The sequence below is a fragment of the uncultured Aquimarina sp. genome, assembly GCF_947495315.1.
Lineage (GTDB): Bacteria > Bacteroidota > Bacteroidia > Flavobacteriales > Flavobacteriaceae > Aquimarina.
In genome coordinates, this window is record NZ_CANLYD010000002.1 from 71,999 (window position 1) to 95,216 (window position 23,218).

The 23,218-nt window shown below is 33.4% G+C and carries 19 protein-coding genes; 7 read left to right on the forward strand and 12 right to left on the reverse strand.

Going from position 1 to position 23,218, the window contains the following annotated elements; translation table 11 throughout:
- Nucleotides 1–8: 8 nt before the first annotated feature.
- From Q0910_RS03800 to Q0910_RS03815, 4 genes are all read right to left on the reverse strand, one after another.
- Nucleotides 9–857: an alpha/beta hydrolase gene (locus tag Q0910_RS03800; protein ID WP_299212782.1), complete on the reverse strand. Its 849-nt coding sequence runs from the start codon at nt 855–857 to the stop codon at nt 9–11.
- Nucleotides 858–859: 2 nt separating this feature from the next.
- Nucleotides 860–3,595, reverse strand: coding sequence for a PD-(D/E)XK nuclease family protein (locus Q0910_RS03805; RefSeq protein WP_299212784.1), 2,736 nt, complete (start codon nt 3,593–3,595; stop codon nt 860–862).
- A 72-nt stretch (nt 3,596–3,667) separates the two neighbouring features.
- Entirely contained in the window at nt 3,668–5,062 is a 1,395-nt protein-coding gene (locus Q0910_RS03810; protein ID WP_299212786.1) for an OmpA family protein, read from the reverse strand.
- A gap of 284 nt (nt 5,063–5,346) precedes the next feature.
- Nucleotides 5,347–8,502 (reverse strand): UvrD-helicase domain-containing protein, encoded by a 3,156-nt coding sequence (locus Q0910_RS03815; RefSeq protein WP_299212787.1) that lies wholly within the window; start codon nt 8,500–8,502, stop codon nt 5,347–5,349.
- Between the two features lie 203 nt (nt 8,503–8,705).
- Between Q0910_RS03815 and Q0910_RS03820 the strand changes: the two genes are divergently transcribed.
- Nucleotides 8,706–9,314, forward strand: coding sequence for a superoxide dismutase (locus tag Q0910_RS03820; protein WP_299212788.1), 609 nt, complete (start codon nt 8,706–8,708; stop codon nt 9,312–9,314).
- 281 nt (nt 9,315–9,595) lie between these two features.
- Here Q0910_RS03820 and Q0910_RS03825 read toward each other — a convergent pair whose 3' ends face one another.
- Both Q0910_RS03825 and Q0910_RS03830 read right to left on the reverse strand, forming a co-directional pair.
- Nucleotides 9,596–11,494 carry an amidophosphoribosyltransferase gene (locus Q0910_RS03825; protein WP_299212790.1) on the reverse strand — a complete coding sequence of 633 codons (1,899 nt, stop codon included), beginning with the start codon at nt 11,492–11,494 and terminating at the stop codon, nt 9,596–9,598.
- Between the two features lie 102 nt (nt 11,495–11,596).
- Complete coding sequence (locus Q0910_RS03830) at nt 11,597–12,523, reverse strand: PfkB family carbohydrate kinase (RefSeq protein ID WP_299212792.1); 927 nt, start codon at nt 12,521–12,523, stop codon at nt 11,597–11,599.
- A 372-nt stretch (nt 12,524–12,895) separates the two neighbouring features.
- Here Q0910_RS03830 and Q0910_RS03835 point away from each other — a divergent pair, with 372 nt between their 5' ends.
- Complete coding sequence (locus tag Q0910_RS03835; protein ID WP_299212794.1) at nt 12,896–13,966, forward strand: matrixin family metalloprotease; 1,071 nt, start codon at nt 12,896–12,898, stop codon at nt 13,964–13,966.
- Nucleotides 13,967–14,096: 130 nt separating this feature from the next.
- Here Q0910_RS03835 and Q0910_RS03840 read toward each other — a convergent pair whose 3' ends face one another.
- Together Q0910_RS03840 and Q0910_RS03845 are read right to left on the reverse strand one after the other, a co-directional pair.
- Nucleotides 14,097–14,732 carry a ribonuclease H family protein gene (locus tag Q0910_RS03840; protein ID WP_299212796.1) on the reverse strand — a complete coding sequence of 212 codons (636 nt, stop codon included), beginning with the start codon at nt 14,730–14,732 and terminating at the stop codon, nt 14,097–14,099.
- A 209-nt stretch (nt 14,733–14,941) separates the two neighbouring features.
- On the reverse strand, nt 14,942–15,520 hold the full coding sequence (locus Q0910_RS03845) for a phosphoribosylglycinamide formyltransferase (RefSeq protein WP_299212798.1): 579 nt from the start codon (nt 15,518–15,520) through the stop codon (nt 14,942–14,944).
- Nucleotides 15,521–15,698: 178 nt separating this feature from the next.
- On the opposite strand from Q0910_RS03845, the gene Q0910_RS03850 reads away from it, so the two are divergent.
- The 5 genes from Q0910_RS03850 to pyk all read left to right on the forward strand — a co-directional run bounded on the left by Q0910_RS03850 (nt 15,699) and on the right by pyk (nt 20,064).
- Entirely contained in the window at nt 15,699–15,932 is a 234-nt protein-coding gene (locus Q0910_RS03850; RefSeq protein ID WP_027394586.1) for an acyl carrier protein, read from the forward strand.
- Between the two features lie 17 nt (nt 15,933–15,949).
- The gene (gene fabF, locus Q0910_RS03855; RefSeq protein WP_299212800.1) at nt 15,950–17,203 is read left to right on the forward strand and encodes a beta-ketoacyl-ACP synthase II; all 1,254 of its coding nucleotides are present in this window, start codon (nt 15,950–15,952) and stop codon (nt 17,201–17,203) included.
- Nucleotides 17,204–17,205: 2 nt separating this feature from the next.
- Nucleotides 17,206–17,943 (forward strand): ribonuclease III, encoded by a 738-nt coding sequence (rnc, locus tag Q0910_RS03860; RefSeq protein ID WP_299212802.1) that lies wholly within the window; start codon nt 17,206–17,208, stop codon nt 17,941–17,943.
- 199 nt (nt 17,944–18,142) lie between these two features.
- Nucleotides 18,143–18,637 carry an IPExxxVDY family protein gene (locus tag Q0910_RS03865; protein WP_299212804.1) on the forward strand — a complete coding sequence of 165 codons (495 nt, stop codon included), beginning with the start codon at nt 18,143–18,145 and terminating at the stop codon, nt 18,635–18,637.
- The gene (pyk, locus tag Q0910_RS03870; RefSeq protein ID WP_299212806.1) at nt 18,637–20,064 is read left to right on the forward strand and encodes a pyruvate kinase; all 1,428 of its coding nucleotides are present in this window, start codon (nt 18,637–18,639) and stop codon (nt 20,062–20,064) included. Before Q0910_RS03865 ends, pyk begins: the two co-directional genes overlap by 1 nt.
- Before the next feature lie 54 nt (nt 20,065–20,118).
- On the opposite strand, the gene Q0910_RS03875 is transcribed toward pyk, so the two are convergent.
- From Q0910_RS03875 to Q0910_RS03890, 4 genes are all read right to left on the reverse strand, one after another.
- Nucleotides 20,119–20,526 (reverse strand): response regulator, encoded by a 408-nt coding sequence (locus Q0910_RS03875; protein ID WP_299212808.1) that lies wholly within the window; start codon nt 20,524–20,526, stop codon nt 20,119–20,121.
- A 20-nt stretch (nt 20,527–20,546) separates the two neighbouring features.
- Nucleotides 20,547–21,998 (reverse strand): PAS domain-containing sensor histidine kinase, encoded by a 1,452-nt coding sequence (locus Q0910_RS03880; RefSeq protein WP_299212810.1) that lies wholly within the window; start codon nt 21,996–21,998, stop codon nt 20,547–20,549.
- Nucleotides 21,999–22,042: 44 nt separating this feature from the next.
- Entirely contained in the window at nt 22,043–22,438 is a 396-nt protein-coding gene (locus Q0910_RS03885; protein ID WP_118459780.1) for a DUF2721 domain-containing protein, read from the reverse strand.
- 141 nt (nt 22,439–22,579) lie between these two features.
- Complete coding sequence (locus tag Q0910_RS03890; protein WP_299212812.1) at nt 22,580–23,125, reverse strand: collagen-like protein; 546 nt, start codon at nt 23,123–23,125, stop codon at nt 22,580–22,582.
- Between the last annotated feature and the right edge of the window lie 93 nt (nt 23,126–23,218).

The window sequence follows — 23,218 nt, forward strand, 5'->3', positions numbered from 1 at the left end:
AAAGTGTGTTAAAGTATTGCAAATGTTATGGATTTTTCAGTAATTATTGTTAAATCCACCGGCAGCGTTTCCTTATTCCACGGATGTTTAGCACCAAAAACATGATCTGCTTTCTCTACTAAAAACAACTCGCTTTTGGGATTCCAACTATGTAAATTTTCAGCTTCTTTTAAACTAACTGTAGGATCATCTGTACCATGAATGATTAAATGTGGGACCTTTATTTTCTTTGTTGCTTTAGAAATGGTCAGTCTTTCTTTGTTTTCAATGAATGAAGTGTAAAATTGAAAATAGTGTGGCATCTGTTGTTTGGTTCTACCATTCTCTATATAATATATTCCATCATTTTTCCAGGTTTGGAACGCTGTTCCTTTCGGAAATCTTTGTTCATAATCTGAAACACCAGCCCAAGTAATTAATTTGGTAATTCTAGTATCTTCTGAGGTTTTGATAGTTGTAATTCCGCCTGCTCGAGAATGCCCTATGAGCGTTAGACTATCTTGATTTACAAATTGTTTGTATTCGAAATTAGGAGCCGTAATCTGGTCCAAAACAGATGCTAGATCATCTAGTTCTATTATGTAGTTATTATTACCAAAAGCTTCTAAGTCAGGGAAATCTATTGGTTGCTGTGTGGTTCCTCCATTATGCGAAAAGTTAAACTTTACGAAGAAAAATCCCTCCTCTACAAAGGTATTCGCCACCAGATCCCAAGCTCCCCAATCTTTAAACCCCTTATACCCATGACAAAAGATAATTACAGGCTGTTTCTTTTTCCGATCATCATAAAAAACATCCATAAGAATTGGTCTTTGATGTTTTCCATCTACAATTATATCCTTTTTCTCTATAATCATAATTATACTTCTTTTTCTGCAAAAGGAATTTCTAAGGTAGAAATTTCTGTTATTAATTTTTTTAGTTGTAACAAATATTCATCAAATACTTCAGCAGTTATTTCATAATCAACTTTTCCTCTTACAGATGTTTTAGTTCCAAATTTTAGAAACCCTTCTTTAAGGTTTTTGAAAGAAATGATTCCTGCCTGAAAAGGTTCTGATAGAGATTGTTGGTTATATTGCATATACGCATATGCTAATACTTGTATGGCTTTACTGTACTTGTAATCCTCTGTAATCACATTCCAATCCATCAAAACCACGTCACTTTTAGCCACTTTACCAGTTTTATAATCAATGATTCGTAATTGTCCGTCTAATTCATCAATGCGATCTACTTTTCCTTTAATAAAAACAGGAAAATCAAGTTCAGGAATTCTTAATTCTGTTTTTAAATTGCTTTCTATAGCGATAATTTTCAATTGCGATCCGGATTTCAGCATCTTTTCTTCAGCTTTTAGAAAATTATAAATATACCTTTTAGCTACCTCGAAAATAAGTAGGTTTTTACCTTGTGTAATATCCAATTTAGAATACTCTTTCCGGAAATGGTATTTGATTTCGGTATTAATTTGGACAATCATCTTTGCAATGTCATCTATAGATACAAATTTGTCTTCTAATGGTTTATATAAATTTTCCAGCGTATTATGGATCACCGTTCCTAATGTGTTTGCGGCAATAGTTTCCTCTACCTGATCACTTTCTGTAATTCCTAATACATATTTATAGTAAAAATCAATAGGGTTTCTAATATAAGATGTTAATGCAGAAGGTGATAATCCATTTAACGCTAACTCTTTTATTTTTTCAATTATAACATCATTCTTTTCAACAACTAAGGGGTCGTTTTTTAGCTTAGGCACTTCAGAAGATGCTATATATTTAGATAATTGATGTGCTGGTATTTTATCTATTTCTAACTGATGTAAAAATCTACTTTTCTCTCCACCTCCGACTCCTTCATCTTCTGTGTTGTATATTAGATATACATTTTTTGCTCTCTGAATCAAACGATAAAAGTGATATGTGTATATAGCATCCTTTTCTTTATATGTTGGGAGGTTATAGGCTCTCTTAAGATCATATGGTATAAAAGAATTCATGCTCTTCCCTGCCGGCAGCACACCTTCATTAACAGAAGTAATTATTACCGTTTCAAAATCTAAACAACGAGACTCTAACATTCCCATTAATTGCAATCCACTAAAAGGTTCTCCTCTAAAATCTAATGTCTCTGAGTTAATGATATCTTTATATAAATGATATAAAGAAGATACTGTTGTGATATATTGATAATTTCTGCTAAGGTTCAACAGTTTATTAAAAACAAGATGAAAATGATACACATATTCAAGTTCTAAAGAATCTTTCTCCTTATCTAAACTTTCTTTTAACAACTGAACTATTTTCCTGCATTGTTCTATAGCTTTTGACGCTTTATCCCAAGGCGAGAATATTATTTCCAAAACTTCGCTTTTTATATCGCTAGCTTCATTTTGTAATTTTTCCAAAGAAATGAAAATAAGGTTTTCTCTTGAGATCTTTGTAATCAATTGATTTGTCAAAGAACCTAATAACCAATAACTAGGTTGACTATTTAGAATCTCCAAAACAGACTTATGGTATAGTCCTTTAGGGTGTCTGGCCTTATGGAGTTTAAATAACAGTTCAAAAAACGAAGCTACCGGGACATCTTTCAGAGGTAAGCCCATCGTAATATTGAGTGAAGTAATCGATTCGGGTAATGAGTTTAGAACTGGTAATAGCAACGATTCATCAGCCAATACCAATGCGGTTTTTTCAATACTGGCAGATGGAATAGATCTAAGTATTTGACCTGCCAACTTAGCCTGACCAACATTTTTAGGAACTCCAATTAGTTTAATATCTTTCGAAGATGAAAAATTATCCCTAATCCATTTAAATGGCTGTTCTTTATAGTAATTCCATTGATTTTTATAATCTCTTAGAAATAAAGAAGCTTCGTGATACTTGTTTTCTAAAAAGAATGTATCAACATCCCAATACACCTCAGCGACATTAGCTTCTAACAATGACTGAAAAATAACTTGTTCTGCATTATTAAGCGCATTAAAACCTACCAAAATATGTTTTTGGTTATTATTCTTAATATAATTGTCTATATTCTCTGAAGCTTTTCTGTACAATAACCCTTGATAACCAATCTTCTTTTCTAGAAGTTTAGTTTTAAAATTGGTATAATAATCCGAAAGATTATTCCAAAAACTAATGTACTTCTGTATGAGTTCAGTTTTTTCCTTTTGAAGATACCAATGATTTAGGTCTTGTATCCCTGAGAGGTATGAAAAAAAGCTCTCATTATCGATGCAGTATCGATCGATTTCATTAAAATCATACACCAGTGTCTGCGCCCAGCTACTGAATGTCTCTAGGTTTTCTTTTTCTAAATGAGTATGTGTTGTAAGATAGGTTTCATAAAACTCGAACAAGGTTTGGGTCGAATCAATCTGACGTAATCCAGACAATTGTGTGATAAATTCCTCTATACTAAGAATGATAGGTGCAAAAAAAGTTTGATCAGCATACTTTTCTAGCAATTCTTTTTTAAGAAAAAGCCCTGCTCTTTTACTAGGTAGTATAAAAATAAGCTCACCTATATTGTGATCTTCTTTTTGTACTTCTGATATAACTTCTTTTAAAAAACTATCCACCCATTAAAAATAAAAAACGTCCCGAATAATCGGGACGTTTTGTCTATGTATTTATTATTTAGTGAAAAATAATTACTTCACTAAGTTGATCTCTACACGTCTGTTTTGTGCTCTACCAGCTCTTGTCTTGTTAGAAGCGATTGGTCTGTCTTCTCCATATCCAACAGCAGATAATCTGAATTGATCGATTCCGTTCTCAGTTAAGAAATTCTTAACAGCATTTGCTCTCGAGTCAGATAATCTCTGATTAGATTTAGCAGCACCTTGACTATCAGTATGTCCTTCTACAGTAAATTTAGCAGTAGGGTATTCCTTAAGAATCTTGATAATATCATTTAATACTTTAGTAGACTGCTCTTTGATAGTTGACTTACCTGAGTCAAATAATACCTGAGCTGCATACTCATTTAAAGTTTTCTGAATTTCTTCAGTTACTTCAGGACATCCATTGTTCGCAACAGTACCAGCAACATCAGGACAGTTATCGTCTTTGTCTAATACTCCGTCACCATCTTTATCTTGGTAAGGACATCCGTTGTTAGCAGCAGGACCAGCTTCGTTAGGACAACCATCTTTAGCGTCAGTGATTCCATCACCGTCAGCATCAGGACATCCATTTAAGTTAGCTAAACCAGCAACTGTAGGGCAATCATCTTTAGGATCAGCGATTCCATCACCGTCAGTATCAGGACATCCATTAAATTCTGCAGTACCTGCAGTATCAGGACAGTCATCTTTAGCATCAGTAATTCCATCACCATCAGTATCAGGACATCCATTAAATTCTGCTAAACCAGGAACGTCAATACACTCATCATCTTTATCGAATACACCGTCACCGTCAGTATCTTTACCTCCGAAAGCGAAAGTAATTCCAGCAGAGTGTTGGAAGTGAGTTGGAGGATAGTTGCTAACCTCGTAATCTTCGAATACGTGCTTATAAGTAGTTTGTAAATTGAAAGCTAAATTTTCAGTTAACCATAAGTTAAGTCCAAAAGAACCATTAACAGTTCCAGCACCAATTTCATCAACCCAAGTGTATCCACCACCTACTCCTAAGTAAGGGTCGAACCATTTAGACTTTAAAATGTTTTTAAAGCTATAGCTAATTGTTCCATCTGCTGCATAGTAAGATAAGTCATCAGCAGTAACTTGAGTTCCATCAGGAGTTTCTCCTAATTTATCAATTTTGTTAACTGTACCAGCAACGGTAAAAGTAAAACCATCTCCTATATATCTACCAACTGATAGTTTAGAAACGGATGGAAGAATGTTCCAGTGGTCAGTAGCGTTAAAAAACTCGTCAAAGATTTCTCCTTGTATAGGTAAATCTCCTCCGGTAGGAAAGATATCAACAGCATTAACGCCAATCGATACTGCCCAAGGGTTGTTTTCATCCTGTGCATTCGCAGTACTAAACCCAAGTACTAATAACGAAGCCACTAAAAATCTGCTAAGATATTTCATATTCAATAATTTAATTTTTAAGTGTTAATTAGAGCAAATGTAATATGTTAAAAATTACCGTCAAAGACAAAACTAATAAATTTTTCTTAATAGGCCAGTGTATATCGACCTTTGCGAAGTTTTTAAAGTTCTATTTTAAATCTTTAAGCCCCCCTCAAATGTGAAAAAATTGCCGTATTAAGCTGAAACCTATTGTTATAATTTCCTTAATTACGGTACAATTATAAGATAAAAATATTTTTTATCAATAATTTTCTACTAGTAATTACTAAAATAATTTTTATTTATAAGTATTTTAAAGTAATACCTTCATTAAAATACACCAATATCCTATTATTTAATTTGTATCCTATCTTCTGAAGAAGCAAGCCATATTCTTCTAGTTGATTTCCGTGCAAAGCACTGTGTTCTCCTGTTTTATAATCAATTATTGTAGCCTCTCCCTGAGCATCAATTACAACTCTATCTGGTCTATAAATGCGTCCGCTTGAGATGATTTCTCTTTCGTTTAACACGTGTTTATCCTCTGAAAAATATTTAGAGAGTTCTGGATGGTCTAAAACCATTTTTAACTCATTATAAAGTGTTTCTCTATCTAAAAAACTAATCATACCAGTTTCAAAAGCATTCTCTACTACTTTATCTAGGTCTTTATGAGAATATATCGACGACATTAGTTCGTGAATAAGATTACCCTTTTCTATTGCAGCTGCCTGTGATGTATCCCAAAGTTTTCCTGAATTGGTAACAATATGCACTTTACGTTTTTTCCTTGAGTTCTCAAATTTAGTAAGTGTTATATTCTTTGTTTTTGAATTTACAGGTACGGTTTCTCTAAAAGGTTTTTCTGGATTACCAAAATCATATGATAATTGCTCATTATCCCACGTGCCTATATGCTTTAGATAATTAATAAGTTTTCCTGAAAATTTATTTGGATTACCTTCTCCTTTACTATTTATTTCTGCTTTAGAAATAATGTATAATTGTTCTTCTGCTCTGGTTAAAGCAACATATAATAGGTTAAAAGCATCCAACTCTAATTGAGATTGTCGTTCTTGTACAATTTTTTCTGCTTGCATCCCATAACCCGAAAGCTCCTTATTATAGTTAACAAATACCTCGCGGAAACCACTAAAATCTTTTTTTGTAACCGGCAACCAAGTTTTAGGCTCTATTTCTCTATAAATATCAATATTTGCGTACGGATAGATCACACAAGGAAACTCTAAGCCTTTAGCTTTATGTATCGTCATTATCTGAATTGCCTCTTCTCCTTCTGGAGCAATTATGCTTAGTTTATCTTTTTTATGATCCCAATAAGACAAAAAACCAATAATACCCTCAGCGTGTTTTTGGGTATACCCAAATATTACATCTAAAAGAAATTGGACATATGCCGGTGATACTGATGTAAGATTAAAACTATTTATAATATACTCTACTCCTTCATAAAGAGGTTTTACATCCAATTGAGCAAAACTAAACTCAATTCCTAATGATTTGACCTCATCACAGAATGCTTTTTTATCAGCAAATACAAGTTTTTTTAAAAAGGTGTGTTTCTCTAAAATTGAAAATTCTTCCGTTATAAAATGTAAAACATTGGTTTTGGATAACAATTCATCTGGGTATACAAACCAAGTAAGCATATCAATAATAAAACGTACTCTTGGATCATTTTTAAGCAATAATGTCTCTGAAGAGATAATAGACATTCCTTTTTCAGTAAGAAAATCTGCAATTACAGCTCCTTCCTTTTGCTTTCTCGTAAGAATACAAATTTCATTTAGCAGATATCCTTTTCCCTTAAGCTCTAATACGGAATCATATACTCTTTCAGGATATATTTCATTTTCTTCTGCGACATTTTTAGCTTCTACAAAAGAAAGCTGTACATAACCGTCTTTTTTATCATTATACTCCTGGTTATTACCTAATAAATATAACTTCTTATGCAAATCGTCACTAAAGTCGTTTGACAAAAAAGTAAACAAATCATTATTAAACTTAATAACCTCTTTATGACTTCGATAATTTCTAGGCAAATTAAGTACCTGTTTTTCTTCAACTGAAAATGGATTTTGATCTAAAGAAAGATTAATAAATTGCTCTGCTTTTCCTCCTCGCCATCTATAAATGGCTTGTTTAGCATCTCCAACTATAGTTAATTGTCCTCTTTTACCGCTTAAAGTTTCTGAAGAAATGGCATTATCTATGAGAGGAATTATATTATTCCATTGTAGTTCTGATGTGTCCTGAAACTCATCTATAAAATAGTCTCTGTATCGTTCCCCTAATCGTTCATATATAAAGGGAGCAGGTTGATCCTGAATAGCTTCGCTGATAATCTTATTAAATTCTGATATTAATAAGATACTCCTTTCTTTTTTGATCTTTTGAAGCTCCTTGTTAATAACATTCAGTACAGAAAGAGGCGTAAGATTCTTAATTATATTTTCATACAAATTGAGTTTTGATAATTTCTGTTTTGTAGACAGAAATGCTTCTTCAATCAAAGGACGTATACTATTTATGATATCTTTCTTACCCTGTTGCAACGTATTATTATAAAAGTCGGTTCCCTCGATATCCTGCATCCATTTCGTTTTTTTGAAATCAATCTTTAATTCACCTGATTGGAGTTTTAGAAAGTATTTGGGAATATAACTTCCTTTAAATTCATTACTTGCAATTCCATTACCTTTCATTAATTCAAAAAAGTTATTGGCAATATTCTTAACCTCATCTTTATTATTCTTGATTTTAGATTGCAGGTGTTTTTTCAAAGTTTTGAAGTCCTCCGCCGTTTTATCAGAAAGATTATTTAAGTGTGCTCGATCATTTTCACTAAACAGAAGCCTAGCTACTTTGTTTAACTCTATTGTAATATCCCAACTTTTATCATCTTCTAATTTACTTAAGGCAAAATCAATAATTGTTTCTGTCAAGACAGTATCTTCTCCTACTTTAGCTATAACCGCATCCACAGATTCTTCAATTAATGATTCCGTATCCATTTCAATTTCAAAATTCATCGGAATCCCTAAATCCTTTGCAAATGTTCGGATCACTCTATGTGTAAAGGTATCTATCGTAACTATATCAAAAGCTGCATAATTGTGTAGAATACTTTTAAGAATTCTATCTGCCTTTTGTTTTACTATCTGCTTCTCTAATCCCGTTTCTTGGACAATATCGTATAATAACAATTCATATTTGGATGAAGTTTCAGCACTGCGAATACCTACCAGGTTCTCAATAACTCTGGTTTTCATTTCAGCGACTGCTTTATTAGTAAAAGTAATTGCCAAAATATTTTTGTAAGCATCCTTATACTCTCCTGTCAAAAGAGCGATTAAATACGCCTTAACCAAGGTATACGTCTTTCCTGCTCCCGCAGCTGCATTATAAATAGTAAAAGGATATTGAGAATTCAAGTCTGTTTTTTTACTAAAGTATCAAAAAAGAGTAGTTTTTGTGTATTAATAACTACTAAAAATAAATTGAACTCAAGTTCAGCATAGAAAGGGATTCGGAAAAGTTTGAATTTAATTAATTTATAACAAATATTAATTTTTATTCATCACTCTTATTCCTAAATTTGGTTTCATTTTTTTCTTATTAACTAAAAAAATAGATTATGTCATTTGAATTACCGAAATTAAAATATGCCTTTGACGCATTAGAACCTAATATAGATGCTCGTACGATGGAAATTCATCATGATAAACATCATGCTGGATATACTAACAAATTGAATGCAGCCATTTCTGGAACTGATCTCGAAGGTAAAACTATAGAAAACATTCTTATCAATCTAGACAAATCTAATGGTGCTGTCAGAAATAATGGTGGCGGTTACTATAACCATAGTTTGTTCTGGGAAATTATGTCTCCTAATGGCGGTGGTACTCCTTCTGGTGAGCTTGGAGATGCTATCAATACTGATTTTGGTTCTTTTGATGCATTCAAAGAGGCTTTTTCTAATGCAGCGGCAACACAATTTGGTTCTGGATGGGCTTGGCTATGTGTTCAGGAAGGTGGTAAGGTAGAAGTTTGTGCTACTCCAAACCAGGATAATCCATTAATGCCAGGAACTGGTTGTGGTGGAACTCCTATTTTAGGTCTTGATGTATGGGAACATGCTTATTACTTAAATTACCAAAACCGTCGTCCTGATTATATCTCTGCATTTTTTAATGTTATTAACTGGGATGAAGTTTCTAAAAGATATGCACAAGGAAAATAGATTATACTATATTCAACATTTCTTATAATAAACAAAAAGAGTCGTAAAATTTACGACTCTTTTATATATATATCTCTGTTTTACAAACTATCCTAAAATAAAAAAAGGTGGAAAGTCCACCTTTTTTTGCCCCAAATCTACCATGAACTTAACCTACTTATGCTATGGCTCTGCTAATATAAAGCGTTATTTCATTGTGTAAAAATGTTTTAGACGAAAAGCTAAAATACTTGTTGAAATACACAAATTAACTGATTTTAACAACGTGGTTTTTCGTTTTTTTAGTATGCACGTTCATCTTTCCCTTCGAAAAAATTTATAAACGCCTTATTTACGACTCTATTCCCACCTACGGTTGGATAATCACCTGTAAAATACCAATCTCCTAAATTCTTAGGACAAGCAATATGAAGATTATCTACAGTTTGATAAATAATCTTTATATCTGCATTCACTGTATCATCTATTAGTAACTCTGCTATTTTATCACTTATTTCCTGATCAGAGAAACCTTCATATATCTCTTTTACAAAATTCTGAACTTCTTCATCCGCTAGGTGCTCTTGCGCTTTACATTTTTCATATACTTGCTCTACTAGATCATAATTGCCATTTTCTTTTAATAATTCTAATGAAGCTTTGAAAGCAATAAGCCCTTCCAGTCGTGCCATATCGATTCCGTAACAATCAGGATAACGAATCTGAGGAGCAGAAGAAACAACTATAATTTTTTTAGGTTTTAACCTGTCGAGCATCTTGATAATACTTTTCTTTAATGTTGTCCCTCTTACTATACTATCATCTATTATTACCAGATTGTCTTGGTGTTTTACCACTCCATAGGTAACATCATATACGTGAGCTACTAAATCATCTCTACTACTATCTTCTGTAATAAATGTACGCAGTTTAGCGTCTTTAATCGCTAACTTTTCTGTTCTCAATCGAGAAGAAAGTATTTCTGTCAATCGTTCATCAGTCAACGAATCTTTCTCAGAAAGTATGGTTTCATTTTTTTGTTTGTTCAGTTCATCTTGTGCTGCTTCTACCATCCCGTAGAAAGATGTTTCAGCAGTGTTTGGTATAAAAGAAAAAACAGTATTGACAGTATCATGGTCGATTTCCTTTAATACTTGCGGCATGATTAGCTTACCAAGATTCTTTCTCTCTTCATAAATTTCTGCATCACTTCCTCTTGAAAAATAAATACGTTCAAAAGAACAGGCTTTTCTTTCTAACGGCTCTATAATTTTACTTATAGATGTTTTCCCATCTTTTTTAACAATAATAGCTTTTCCTGGATCTAATTCTATGACCTTATCAAATGGAACATTAAATACTGTTTGAATTACAGGTCTTTCAGAAGCCACAACGACTACCTCATCATCTTGATAATAATAAGCTGGTCTTATTCCTGCAGGGTCTCTAAGAACAAAAGCATCCCCATGGCCTAGCATTCCAGCCATAGCATAACCTCCATCCCAATCTCTAGATGATTTCTTAAGGATTTTGACAACATTTAATCTTTCTACAATTTCAGGAGAAGCATCTACTTTACTATACCCTTCCTTTTTAAGTTTCTTATACAGTTTGGCAACTTCGGAATCCAAAAAATGGCCGATTTTTTCCATTACGGTCACTGTATCCACATGATCCTTAGGGTGCTGACCTAATCGTACTAAATTATCAAATAGTACATTATTATTAGTCATATTAAAATTACCCGCCACTATCAGGTTACGATGCATCCAGTTGTTTTGTCTTAAAAACGGATGTACGCTTTCTACACTGTTTTTACCAAATGTACCATAACGAACATGACCTAATAATACCTCTCCTATATAAGGGATGTTTTTTTTCTGTAGATCAACATCATCAGCATACTCAGGATGTTCTACCAATTCCTTATTAATTCTATCATTAATTTGCGAAAAAATATCTTGAATTGGCTGTGATTCACTCGAACGAACTCTGCTTATATATCGTTCTCCAGGAGGTGTGTCTAATTTAATACTAGCAAACCCAGCTCCATCCTGTCCGCGATTATGTTGCTTTTCCATCATAAGATACATTTTATTTACTCCATAAAATGCACTTCCGTATTTTTCCTTATAATACTCTAATGGTTTTAATAATCTAATAAATGCTATTCCGCATTCATGTTTTAAGGCATCACTCATTGTATTCCAAAAATTCTATTGTTGTGTTATAGTAGGTCTAATATTTAATAGCCAATTAAAAAAGCCCTTACACGAAATGAGCAGGGCTTAATAATTTATTATTTAAGACAATTCTATTTCGAATTGTGTTAATTCCCTAAATTCCAGAAGTCGTTTCTGAACTTCTTCTCGTTTTAAGTCTTCCATTCTTTCTGTACCAAATTTCTCTACACAAAAAGAAGCCAGATTAGAAGCATGAATGATTGCTTTTTTCATATTCTCAAAAGAGAGGTCTCCTGTTTTTGTTAAATATCCAGCAAAACCTCCAGCAAATGTATCTCCAGCTCCAGTAGGGTCGAATACTTCTTCTAATGGTAATGCTGGTGCAAAGAAAATTTGATCATTGTGAAACAATAATGCTCCGTGTTCTCCCTTTTTAATGACTACATACTTCGGTCCCATTTTCTCAATTGCTCTAGCAGCTTTTACCAATGAATACTCTCCACTTAGCTGCCTTGCTTCTTCGTCATTAATAGTAATTACATCTACTTCTGCAATAACCTTCATCAAATCCTCCAAGGCATTGTCCATCCAAAAATTCATAGTGTCCAAAACGGCTAACTTAGGCTTAGATGACATTTGTTCTAAAACGCTAAGCTGAACTAAAGGGTGTAAATTTCCTAACATTACAATTTCTGAATCTTTATAATTCTCAGGAACCACCGGATTAAAATCTGCTAATACATTAAGCTGGGTGTCTAATGTATCTCTAGAGTTCAGATCATTATGATATCTTCCGCTCCAGAAGAAAGTTTTACCTCCTTTTACAACCTCTACAGCAGAAGTGTCAATATTTTTCTTTTGAAGCATAGTTAGATATTCCTCTGGAAAATCATCTCCCACAACAGAAACTATTGCCGAAGGTATATTAAAATTAGCTGCAGAAAGACCTATATATGTTGCGGCTCCGCCTAAGATCTTGTCCGTTTTACCAAATGGTGTCTCAATAGCATCAAAGGCTACGGTGCCTACAATAAGTAATTTACTCATAAAAATAGCGTAATATTTTTTTGCAAATATACGTTTTAGTTTTGAGTAGTAGGCAGATTAATTTAAAGCTTAATTTTCTGCCAAAAATCGAACATACCCTCTAGTAAACCTTATACTTTAAACACAGAATCATTTTTAAAAATATCGGATTATTTTAACTTTTATTTTAAACAATCCTTAAAACAATAATGCAAAAGAAAAAGGTGTTTTTTAGCCCTATTTATGATGATTAAAGAACTTATTTTCAGGTTTTTATTGTTATGGTTTTAGCACATATAAAAGATGTTTTTTCTGTATTTTCTTTCAAATAAATTTGTATTCCTACTAAATTTTTGTTAATTTTATGAAATATTTAACAAACTCAACATTACTATGAAAAAAAATAAACTGGCTAGACTTGCCCTAGCTACACTAGTTTCATTTTCTCTATTCAATTGTGAAAAAGATACTGAAGAAGTATTTCAAGAAAGTCAGATCGACAATGCAAAAATAGCTCACGTGTGTATCGCAAAATGGGATGCTCCAGACGGTGCAAAAGCAACCAGCGTTAAAGATAAACAATGGGAAACAGGTCAAACTATACGTGTAAAATTCTTAAACGGAAATAGTTTTGTTCAATCCAAGGTTAGACAATATGCTGTAGAATGGGAGAACTATGCAAACCTAAAATTCGAATGGGTTTCTTCTAATAGCAGCGCGAACATTAAAATTGCCTTTAGAGAAGGTCAATATGCAAATGAAGCAGGTTCTTGGTCTTATTTAGGAACCGATTCTAATAGCTATGCACATAGTATGCATTTTGGGTGGTTTAATGATAACACTACTGATTCAGAATTTAGAAGAACAACTATTCACGAATTTGGACATGCACTTGGGTTGATCCATGAACACCAAAATCCTGTAGCTGGTATTAACTGGGATAAAGAAACTGTATATGCCTATTATGCAGGACCACCAAATAACTGGTCTAGAGCGCAGGTTGATAACAATCTATTTAGACGCTATGAGGCTAGTATAACTAACTATAGCACGTATGACCCTCTATCTATTATGCATTACCCAATTCCTGCAGAACATACTCTTGATGGAGTTGGAGTAGGTTCTAATAATCGATTATCAGACACTGATAAACAATTTATTGGTACAATATATCCATTTCCTGATACAAGCGGAGATATCTGCGCTGGGGTAGCTCCATATAATGGTAACAATTCGTATTCTGTTGGAGATCAAGTTACCTATAACGGAGATTTATACCAAAGAACAGCAAGTGGATGGAGTAATCTTGGAGCTTGTGGTCCTGTTAGTACTGATCCATGTGATGGTGTAGCGCCATATAATGGTAACACTTCTTATTCTACTGGAGACCAAGTTACCTATAACGGAGATTTATATCAAAGAACAGCAAGTGGATGGAGTAATCTTGGAGCTTGTGGTAGCTAAAAGGGCTTGTAATCGTATATCGATTCATTCGGTATATTAGATGTAAGAATCTTATTATTTAAAAAAATGCTCCAGAAAAAAACTGGAGCATTTTATTTGTGTTAGAATTATTTAAATAAGATTCTTCAAATTACTTTCTGCCAAAATCTGCTGGGATTTCACCCCAAGCTTTGGTTTCCCATTTAACTATTGTAGTAGTGTACTTATTTTCTTTAAGCCACATGATTGCCCGATCTACTAGGTCAAACATTTCCTTATTTTTGGCATTGCGCTGTAGTTTTGTTTTACAGGTTTTACGCTGCACCCAACCCATAGCAATTTTAGAATCTGTATATAAAATTCTATCACTACCTTTCTTTTTTAAGTATGCCAATCCGTGAACTAAAGCCAAAAACTCACCTATGTTATTTGTGCCTTGTGGGAAAGGCCCTTGGTGAAAAAGCTGTTTTTCTGTCTGTGTATCTACTCCTCTATACTCCATTTTACCTGGATTACCACTTGAAGCTGCATCTACAGCTATAGAATATAAGTTAGGTTCTCCTATTTTTTCTAGTTGTTCTTTGGTGAGAGAAGATTTTGGTTTACTTTTTCCTTTATAATCTTCATAATCTCCATTATAGGCTTTCTTTGCTACATCAAAAGATTCAAAAGATTTATATTTTGCACTTGCATATCCTTTTACTGCTGCTTTGCAATCATCCCATTTGGTATAGATTCCAGGTCTGTGACCTTCCCAGACAACATAAAATTTTTCTTTCTTGCCCATATTTAGTTGACAGTTACTAATTGATTGTTGTTAGTTGGTTCTACGTTAGGGATAGCAACCCTTCGACCAAGCTCAGGACAAGTTTTATCCTTTTTACTTAGTGCCCTTCGAAAGCCTCAGGGTACTAAATAAAAACACACAATGTATAGCTTGCCCAAATGCTATTATTCACTCTCACCAACTCACCTCTCAAAAACTCACATACTTTCTCAAACCTCATCTCTCAATCCCAACACTTTTTCAATAACGACAGGAAAGTATTTATATTCTAATGTATGGATTGCCTTAGCTACATCTTCAGCTGAGTAATCTTTCTCTACAGGAGTTTTTGCCTGAAAAACAATCGCTCCTTCGTCATAGTGTTCATTTACATAATGAATCGTAATACCGCTTTCTTTTTCCTTATTCTTTATTACTGCCTCATGAACATGGCTTCCATACATGCCTTTTCCTCCATATTTAGGAAGTAAAGCGGGATGAATGTTAATTACCTTTTCAGGAAAGGCATTAATGATCTTTTTTGGAAAAATCCATAAGAATCCAGCTAATACAATAATATCAGGTTGAGCATCTTTAATGATGTTTAGCACCTCATTAGTTGTATAAAATGACTCTTTGTCAAAATGTAAAGCCTTTACTCTCAGGGCATGAGCTCGTTTTAAGACTTTGGCACGCAGGTTGTTAGAGAACACATGTGTTACCTTAGCAGTTTTCCGCTCTTGAAAGTATTTAATTATATTTTCGGCATTGGTACCGGAACCGGAAGCAAAAATTATGATACGCTTCATATATAGAGTTGTTAAATTAGAGAGCACAAAAAAAATAATTATTATCCATTTTTAGGTAGCAAAAAGCCAATACTTCCATATATTTGATAAAATACAAATACATTTTTAGAGGATTGTGGGGTTTTAAAATAAAGTTTTTTATTTTTGCCACCTAATTAAAAAATTAAAATTAAACATTATGTCAGACATTGCATCAAGAGTAAAAGCGATAATCGTTGACAAATTAGGAGTAGACGAAAATGAGGTTGTAACTGAAGCTAGCTTCACAAATGACCTAGGCGCTGATTCGTTAGACACTGTAGAATTGATTATGGAATTCGAAAAAGAATTCGATATTCAGATTCCAGATGATCAAGCTGAAAACATTGCAACAGTTGGTCAAGCAATATCTTATATTGAAGACGCAAAGTAATAACTTCACAAAACAATATGAATCTTAAGCGAGTTGTAGTCACAGGACTAGGGGCATTAACGCCCATCGGTAACAATATTGAAGAATATTGGGATGGATTGGTAAATGGTAAGAGCGGTTGCGCACCCATTACTTATTTCGATACCGAACATTTCAAGACTAAATTTGCTTGCGAAGTCAAAAATTACAATCCCACAGATTATTTCGAAAGAAAAGAAGCACGTAAGCTTGATAAATTTGCGCAGTACGCTATTGTTTCTTCAGAAGAAGCAATAAAAGATGCTGCTATTGACCTTGAGAAGGTTGATAAATTTAGAGTTGGTGTTATCTGGGGTGCTGGTATTGGTGGATTAGAAACTTTTCAGGAAGAAGTAATTGGTTATGCCAATGGGAATGGAACACCTCGTTTCAATCCTTTCTTCATCCCAAAAATGATCGCTGATATCGCTCCAGGACATATTTCTATTAGAAATGGTTTTATGGGACCTAACTATACTACGGTTTCGGCTTGTGCCTCTTCTGCCAATTCAATGATTGATGCTTTAAACTATATTCGTTTAGGACATTGTGATATCATTGTTACTGGAGGAAGTGAAGCAGCAGTTACTATTGCCGGTATGGGAGGATTTAATGCTATGCATGCTTTATCAACAAGAAATGAGAGTCCAGAAACTGCCTCTAGACCTTTTGATGCTACCAGAGATGGTTTTGTATTAGGAGAAGGTGGTGGAGCTCTTATTCTTGAAGAGTATGAACACGCTAAAGCACGTGGTGCAAAGATCTATGCAGAGGTTGTTGGTGGTGGAATGTCTAGTGATGCTTATCACATGACCGCCCCTCATCCAGATGGGATTGGAGTAGAACGTGTAATGCTTAACTGTTTAAGAGATGCCGGTGTACAACCAGAACAAGTAGACGCTATAAACACTCACGGAACATCCACTCCTTTAGGAGATGTTGCAGAACTGAAAGCAATTACTAAAGTTTTTGGTGATCATGCACCTACCATGAATATAAATTCAACAAAATCTATGACTGGACACTTACTTGGTGCGGCTGGAGCTATAGAATCAATTGCTTCTATACTTGCTATGCAACACGGTATAGTTCCTCCAACAATCAATCACACTACAGTGGATGAAAACATAGATAGTAGGTTAAATTTAACTTTAAACAAAGCACAAAAACGTGATATTACGTATGCAATGAGCAATACATTTGGCTTCGGAGGTCATAATGCTTGTGTATTATTTAAAAAACTAGACGAATAATAATGAGTGTTATTCGCAACATATTAAATTCCCGCTCTGAAAAGAACGGGAATTTTTTTTCCAAAATTCAAAATATTCTTGGATTCAAACCTAAGAGCATTGCGCCTTACGAAAAAGCTTTTACACATAGATCGCTGAACCTAAAAGACAAAAAAGGGAATGCTGTTAATTATGAAAGGCTAGAATTCTTGGGTGATGCGATGCTAAGTAGTGTTATTGCGGCTCACTTGTTTAAGGAAGTTCCTGAAGGTAATGAAGGATATCTTACTAAAATGAGAGCCAAAGTAGTAAGCAGGAAACATTTGAACGAACTGGGGAAAGATCTCAAATTAATTGATCTTGTTCGTACAAACATCCCAAAATCGCAATTCGGTATAAATATTCATGGTAATCTATTCGAAGCATTGATCGGTGCTATTTATCTTGATAGAGGATTTGTCTATTGTGAGCGTTTTATACACGAGGCCGTTATCAATCCCTATGTAGATATAGAAAGTCTCGAAGGACAGATTATTAGTTATAAAAGTTTATTGATAGAATGGTGTCAAAAAGTAAAGAAAAACTTTAACTATGAAATCTATGAAGATACCGGAAAAGATGAAATGAAACATTTTGCGGTAAAACTTTGGATTGATGAAAAGGTAGTCGCAAAAGCGAGAGCAACTTCTAAGAAAAAAGCAGAAGAAAAAGCATCAAAAAGAGCTTATTTCGCATTCCAGTCAAAAATTAATTTTCCTTAAAACAGAACCATTCTTTTATTTCTATCCTAAAAAAGGTGTTAATAGATTACAAAATTGTCATTTTATGCTCAGTTTTGTCCAAGCTCAGCTAAAAGATACTAACTCAATCGTTTTCGTATAATATCTTTATGTTTTATTAAACTTCTACGGAGATTTTATTTGTATATTTCTCGATAATTCTGGAAAAATGTAAATTCTAATGGCGATCCAAAGGTTAGTTTTAGATACCATTGTGGATGATGATTATGACCTAATTGCCATTCATTGTTCGTTAGCTTCATATCGATTAGCCTTTGGGTTAAACAAATATGTGGGTCTTCGGCTTTTCAGAAAAAAACAAGATATAAAATTTGAATATGATACACATTCGGCAAGTTTTCCGCTGTTTCAATATCACGATCATTTTCAATATAATACCTATAGCCTTTTGGGAAATAAATTCAGAACAAAAATTGAATCAGAAACTGCAGCTGTACAAGGGTTATTTGCTGCGGAAGAAGAAGATAATTATGTTACTAAATATCTAATTCCTGAATTAAAAAATGTAGATTACTTTTTGAAGATAGAAGCCGAAACTTTTCAGTTTTCGAGTAAATCATTGACAAGTAAACTACTTACTATTCCACAAGTCATAACAGCCTATGTAGTGGATTATACACAACTAAAATCAAAGAACAATTTAATATTTGAATAATGCCAAAAACGAAAAAGACTAAAATAGTGGCAACACTTGGACCTGCTACCAGTACTAAGGAAGTATTGAAAAATATGCTAGATGCAGGTGTAAACGTTTTTAGAATTAACTTTTCTCATGCTGACTATGAAGATGTAAAAGAGCGAGTAAAAATGATCCGTGATTTAAGTTCGGAGCACGGTTATAATGCATCTATATTAGCAGATTTACAAGGACCTAAATTAAGAGTAGGTGTTATGAAAGGTGATGTCATTGTTAATGATGGCGATTTTATTAATTTTGTTACAGGGAAACCTTTTGAAGGTACTGCGGAAAGTGTTTATATGAACTACGCCAGTTTCCCTAAAGATGTAAAATCAGGAGAACGAATTTTACTGGATGATGGAAAATTAATTTTTGAAGTAGTTTCAACTAACAATAAGGATACTGTTAAAGCAAAAGTAATTCAAGGCGGACCTTTGAGATCTAAAAAGGGGGTAAACCTACCAAACACTGATATCTCCTTGCCTGCACTTACGGAAAAAGATGTTAAAGATGCAATTTTTGCCTGTGGTTTGCAAGTGGATTGGATGGCGTTGTCTTTTGTGCGTCATGCTCAGGATCTCATGGGATTACAGGATTTAATAAAAGAGCATAGTGAACATAAAATTCCTATTGTTGCAAAAATTGAAAAACCAGAAGGAGTAGAAAACATCGATAAGATTGTTGCGTATTGCGATGGTTTAATGGTTGCAAGAGGAGATCTTGGGGTAGAAATTCCTGCTCAAGAGGTTCCTTTAATACAAAAGAAACTGGTTTTAAAAGCTAAAACGGCCAGAATACCGGTGATTATAGCGACGCAAATGATGGAAACTATGATCGATAGTTTAACTCCAACTCGTGCCGAAGTTAATGATGTAGCTAATTCTGTTATGGATGGTGCTGATGCAGTGATGTTATCTGGTGAAACATCAGTGGGTAAATATCCTGTGCAGGTTATCGAAACTATGACTAAAATAATTAATAGTGTGGAGAACTCTGATTTGATACAAGTTCCTCAAAATCCTCCACACATAAGAACAAATCGATTTATTACAAAATCTATCTGTTATCACGCGGCACATATGGCGAATGATATAAATGCCAAAGCCATTTGTACATTAACCAATAGTGGATATACTGCTTTTCAGATTTCCGCCTGGAGACCAGGAGCTCATATTCTGGTTTTTACAAGCAACAGAAGAATCCTATCTCAACTTAGTCTTCTTTGGGGAGTAAAAGCGTTTTATTATGACAAGTATGTTAGTACAGATGAGACAGTGCAGGATGTTAATAATTTAGCCTTAAAACGTGGTTTTGTAGAAAAAGGTGATATGTTAATTAATCTTGCTGCTATGCCTGTAGCGCAAAAAGGAATGGTAAATACATTAAGAGTATCACAAATGTAAATATTGTTTGTCAAAATATTTTCATTGAGGCCTCTATTGAGGCCTCAATTATTTTTAAGCTGTGCTAAAAATAGATTCTAACTCTCTTATTGTAACTGGCTTTATTAGATAATCCTTAACACTCTTTATGCTTTTTGCTTTCTTAATATCCAGCGGATTAATAGAAGAACTTACGATATAGACTGTAATTACTTTTCCGAATTTATTCTTAATTGTAATGAATTCTTCTAAAAACTCCCACCCGTCCATTACCGGCATATTAAGATCTAAAAAGATAATTTCGGGAATGCTTTCTTCATTCAAATTGCTCAAAATTGCTTCAAAATATCCTAAAGCTTTCTTTCCGTTTTCAAAAACTAATAAGTTCTGGCAAAGCTGTTTTGCCTCAATTATTCGTTTCACTAAATTCACATATACACTATCATCATCGATAATGCATGCTACTCCTATTTTATCGCCCATTATATAAGAATTGTGTGTGTTTAAAATTCAATGGTAAAAGTTGTTCCTTTATCAACCTCACTTTCTACATTTATAGTGCCATCCATAGATTCTACTTGGTTTTTGGTTAAGAACAACCCAATACCTACAGCATCTTTGTTGTAATGAAAGGTTTTATACATCCCAAACACTTTATCCTTAAAAAGTGCCATATCAATTCCCATTCCATTATCCGAAACCTTTAGGTACTTATTTCCTTCATCAATATATGTTTTTATTATAATGATTGGGTCTCTGTCCGGATGTTTATACTTAATTGCATTGGTAATTAAGTTGAGTAAAATACTCTCCAGATAAGCCGGTATATAATCGATTTCTTCGAATTCACTAAAATCAGACCGTATTTGACTATTACTATTGCTAATCACATGACTGATTCCATTGATCACCAATTTTAAAGCATCTTTAAATTTTACAGGTACTCTTTCTTGTTTATTATTGGTTTGTACGGTAACAACTTCGTTAAGGTGCTCTATTGTAGTGTTTAGGTTAGAGGAAATGGTTTTCACTTCTTTAATTAATTCTTCTTTTTCCTTAGGATCATCAATATCTTCTATAAGTTGAACTAGCAGAGATAAGTTACTGGTATGTGATCTAAGATTATGAGAAACAATATGCGCAAAATTAAATAGTCTAGAATTCTGAGCGGCTATAATATCCACAGATTTCTGTAGTCTAATTTCTTTACTTTTTATATCATCAATATCCTGAAATACACCTCGAATACCGATAATCTCTTTATTTTCATTGTACACAGGTTTTCCGATTGCTCTTGCCCAAAATTCTCTCTTATTAGCCGTGACCATTTTTATTTCGGTATTAAACGGTGTCCCCATCATAGCACAATTAAAGAAACAATCAGCGGCCAATTGTCTACAATCTTCTGTGTAATAGTTAGCTGAATCTTTTAGAGAAGGTTTGTAATCTTCTGGGTATTCAAGTATTCTATAGGTTTCAAAATCCCAATAACTTCCTTTTTTATGAAAATCCACATACCAGCTTCCAGTGGAGGTCATCTGGGCGGTTTCTTTATAATAGAAATTGTCTTTTTTAATTGTATTTTCAGGTTCCAGCTTTATTTCAAAGAAAAAAACGAAACTAGTTTCAGCTTTAATGTTTACTGGTAATGCGTCATTCGTAACACATCGAAACAATTGATACTTGCCTTTTTTGTTCAGTATCTTAATATGTTGTTTGAAGTTTACAGAATTTATTCGATAATTTAAAAAATTGTCCCTAAAGACATCAATGTCTTCTTTATGGATAAGATGCTCTAAAAAATAATCAAAATTAGATTCTATATCATTTCTAGAATATCCAAGGATTTCATAAAATCTATCTGACCAATTTTCTCTATACGGATCGCGATGTAACTCCCAATAACCCGTATTGAAATCTTGCATTACATTATTAAAAAGTTCATTCTGGAGCATTTAAAGTTGGTTAAAAAATAATGATCCTAACAATATAAGAATTTCTAATTGTTTTCTTCAATTCTGTCTAACCTTATAGATAATGCTTTTGTAGAAATCTGAACCTCAATAAATGATAAAAAAAGCGAAATCATTAAGGCAAATAAACTTATCCCAAATATTAAATTGGCCAAACTATTTTCTTCTACATATAGTAAAAACATAGTGACTACACTGGTAAGAAAACTAATAATAGCAATTGCTTGCATGTTTCTTATCAACCACAATCGTTTTCTGAGGTTTTTTATTTGTAATACTGTATTCTTTGATGGAGAAGTCAGATATTCTTTGTGTAACTGACGTATTAGCCCTGCAATGGCAAGGTATCTGGCATTATAGGCTAACATTGTTAAAGATATTGCTGGAAACAATAATGCAGGAATGCTCATGGTAAGTGTCATAGAAAACTTTTTTATAGACACTAATTTACTTCAAAACTTTTACTTCATAAATGATTCTAAGATATTAGAAAACGAAGCAGTGAACAAAAATGTCTTGCTCACTGCTACAAATCCTAAATAATAAATAGTAGAGTCTAAGGGTTATTTCGGTATATTAAATAGTGTCGTTATTTCTTTATAACTCATGTGTTTAAGATCCTCTGAAGATCTCGAACTATTTATAGCCACTCCTCCAGGAATAATTATATATCTAAAAACATCATTTAGAAATGGTTCTCCTATATCATTAATACCTACTCCCTCTACACCAATATTAAGTGTTCCCGCATTAATTACTCTGAAGAAGTAGTTTTCGTTTAAGAAACCATAAAATGTAACCGGAACCTGGTAAATTGTGTTGGTTGTGCTTCTGGCATAAACCAAAATCGTACCTGTATCCAAAATTTCTTGTGTGATTTCTGGAGCGTCTATATTAAACGCATCGAAACCATCGGTAATATCATTTTCAAATCCAGAATCTATCCAATCAGAATACATCACGTTTGCTGTTCCGGGTTCTCCTTGTTCCCCTTGTGGCCCTTGTTCTCCTTGTGGACCAACGGCACCATCCTCTCCTTCACAAGAAAAAATAAATACAGATAAAATTACTACAGTAATAAGCCTCACTAAATTTGTCATTGCTTTCATTTTTTTACGATTTAAAAATTAATGCAACAAACCTAGCAATGGAAAGAAATCGAGGTGTCCGAAAAATTTGAATTTCAAAGAATTCGGACAGTA

Excerpts from the sequence above, each read along its gene's own strand:
- Q0910_RS03800 (WP_299212782.1), bottom strand. The coding sequence starts at position 857 with ATGATTATAGAGAAAAAGGATATAATTGTAGATGGAAAACATCAAAGA.
- Q0910_RS03810 (WP_299212786.1), bottom strand. The coding sequence starts at position 5,062 with ATGAAATATCTTAGCAGATTTTTAGTGGCTTCGTTATTAGTACTTGGG.
- Q0910_RS03820 (WP_299212788.1), top strand. The coding sequence starts at position 8,706 with ATGTCATTTGAATTACCGAAATTAAAATATGCCTTTGACGCATTAGAA.
- Q0910_RS03825 (WP_299212790.1), bottom strand. The coding sequence starts at position 11,494 with ATGAGTGATGCCTTAAAACATGAATGCGGAATAGCATTTATTAGATTA.
- Q0910_RS03830 (WP_299212792.1), bottom strand. The coding sequence starts at position 12,523 with ATGAGTAAATTACTTATTGTAGGCACCGTAGCCTTTGATGCTATTGAG.
- Q0910_RS03835 (WP_299212794.1), top strand. The coding sequence starts at position 12,896 with ATGAAAAAAAATAAACTGGCTAGACTTGCCCTAGCTACACTAGTTTCA.
- Q0910_RS03840 (WP_299212796.1), bottom strand. The coding sequence starts at position 14,732 with ATGGGCAAGAAAGAAAAATTTTATGTTGTCTGGGAAGGTCACAGACCT.
- Q0910_RS03845 (WP_299212798.1), bottom strand. The coding sequence starts at position 15,520 with ATGAAGCGTATCATAATTTTTGCTTCCGGTTCCGGTACCAATGCCGAA.
- Q0910_RS03850 (WP_027394586.1), top strand. The coding sequence starts at position 15,699 with ATGTCAGACATTGCATCAAGAGTAAAAGCGATAATCGTTGACAAATTA.
- fabF (WP_299212800.1), top strand. The coding sequence starts at position 15,950 with ATGAATCTTAAGCGAGTTGTAGTCACAGGACTAGGGGCATTAACGCCC.
- rnc (WP_299212802.1), top strand. The coding sequence starts at position 17,206 with ATGAGTGTTATTCGCAACATATTAAATTCCCGCTCTGAAAAGAACGGG.
- Q0910_RS03865 (WP_299212804.1), top strand. The coding sequence starts at position 18,143 with ATGGCGATCCAAAGGTTAGTTTTAGATACCATTGTGGATGATGATTAT.
- pyk (WP_299212806.1), top strand. The coding sequence starts at position 18,637 with ATGCCAAAAACGAAAAAGACTAAAATAGTGGCAACACTTGGACCTGCT.
- Q0910_RS03875 (WP_299212808.1), bottom strand. The coding sequence starts at position 20,526 with ATGGGCGATAAAATAGGAGTAGCATGCATTATCGATGATGATAGTGTA.
- Q0910_RS03880 (WP_299212810.1), bottom strand. The coding sequence starts at position 21,998 with ATGCTCCAGAATGAACTTTTTAATAATGTAATGCAAGATTTCAATACG.
- Q0910_RS03885 (WP_118459780.1), bottom strand. The coding sequence starts at position 22,438 with ATGACACTTACCATGAGCATTCCTGCATTATTGTTTCCAGCAATATCT.
- Q0910_RS03890 (WP_299212812.1), bottom strand. The coding sequence starts at position 23,125 with ATGAAAGCAATGACAAATTTAGTGAGGCTTATTACTGTAGTAATTTTA.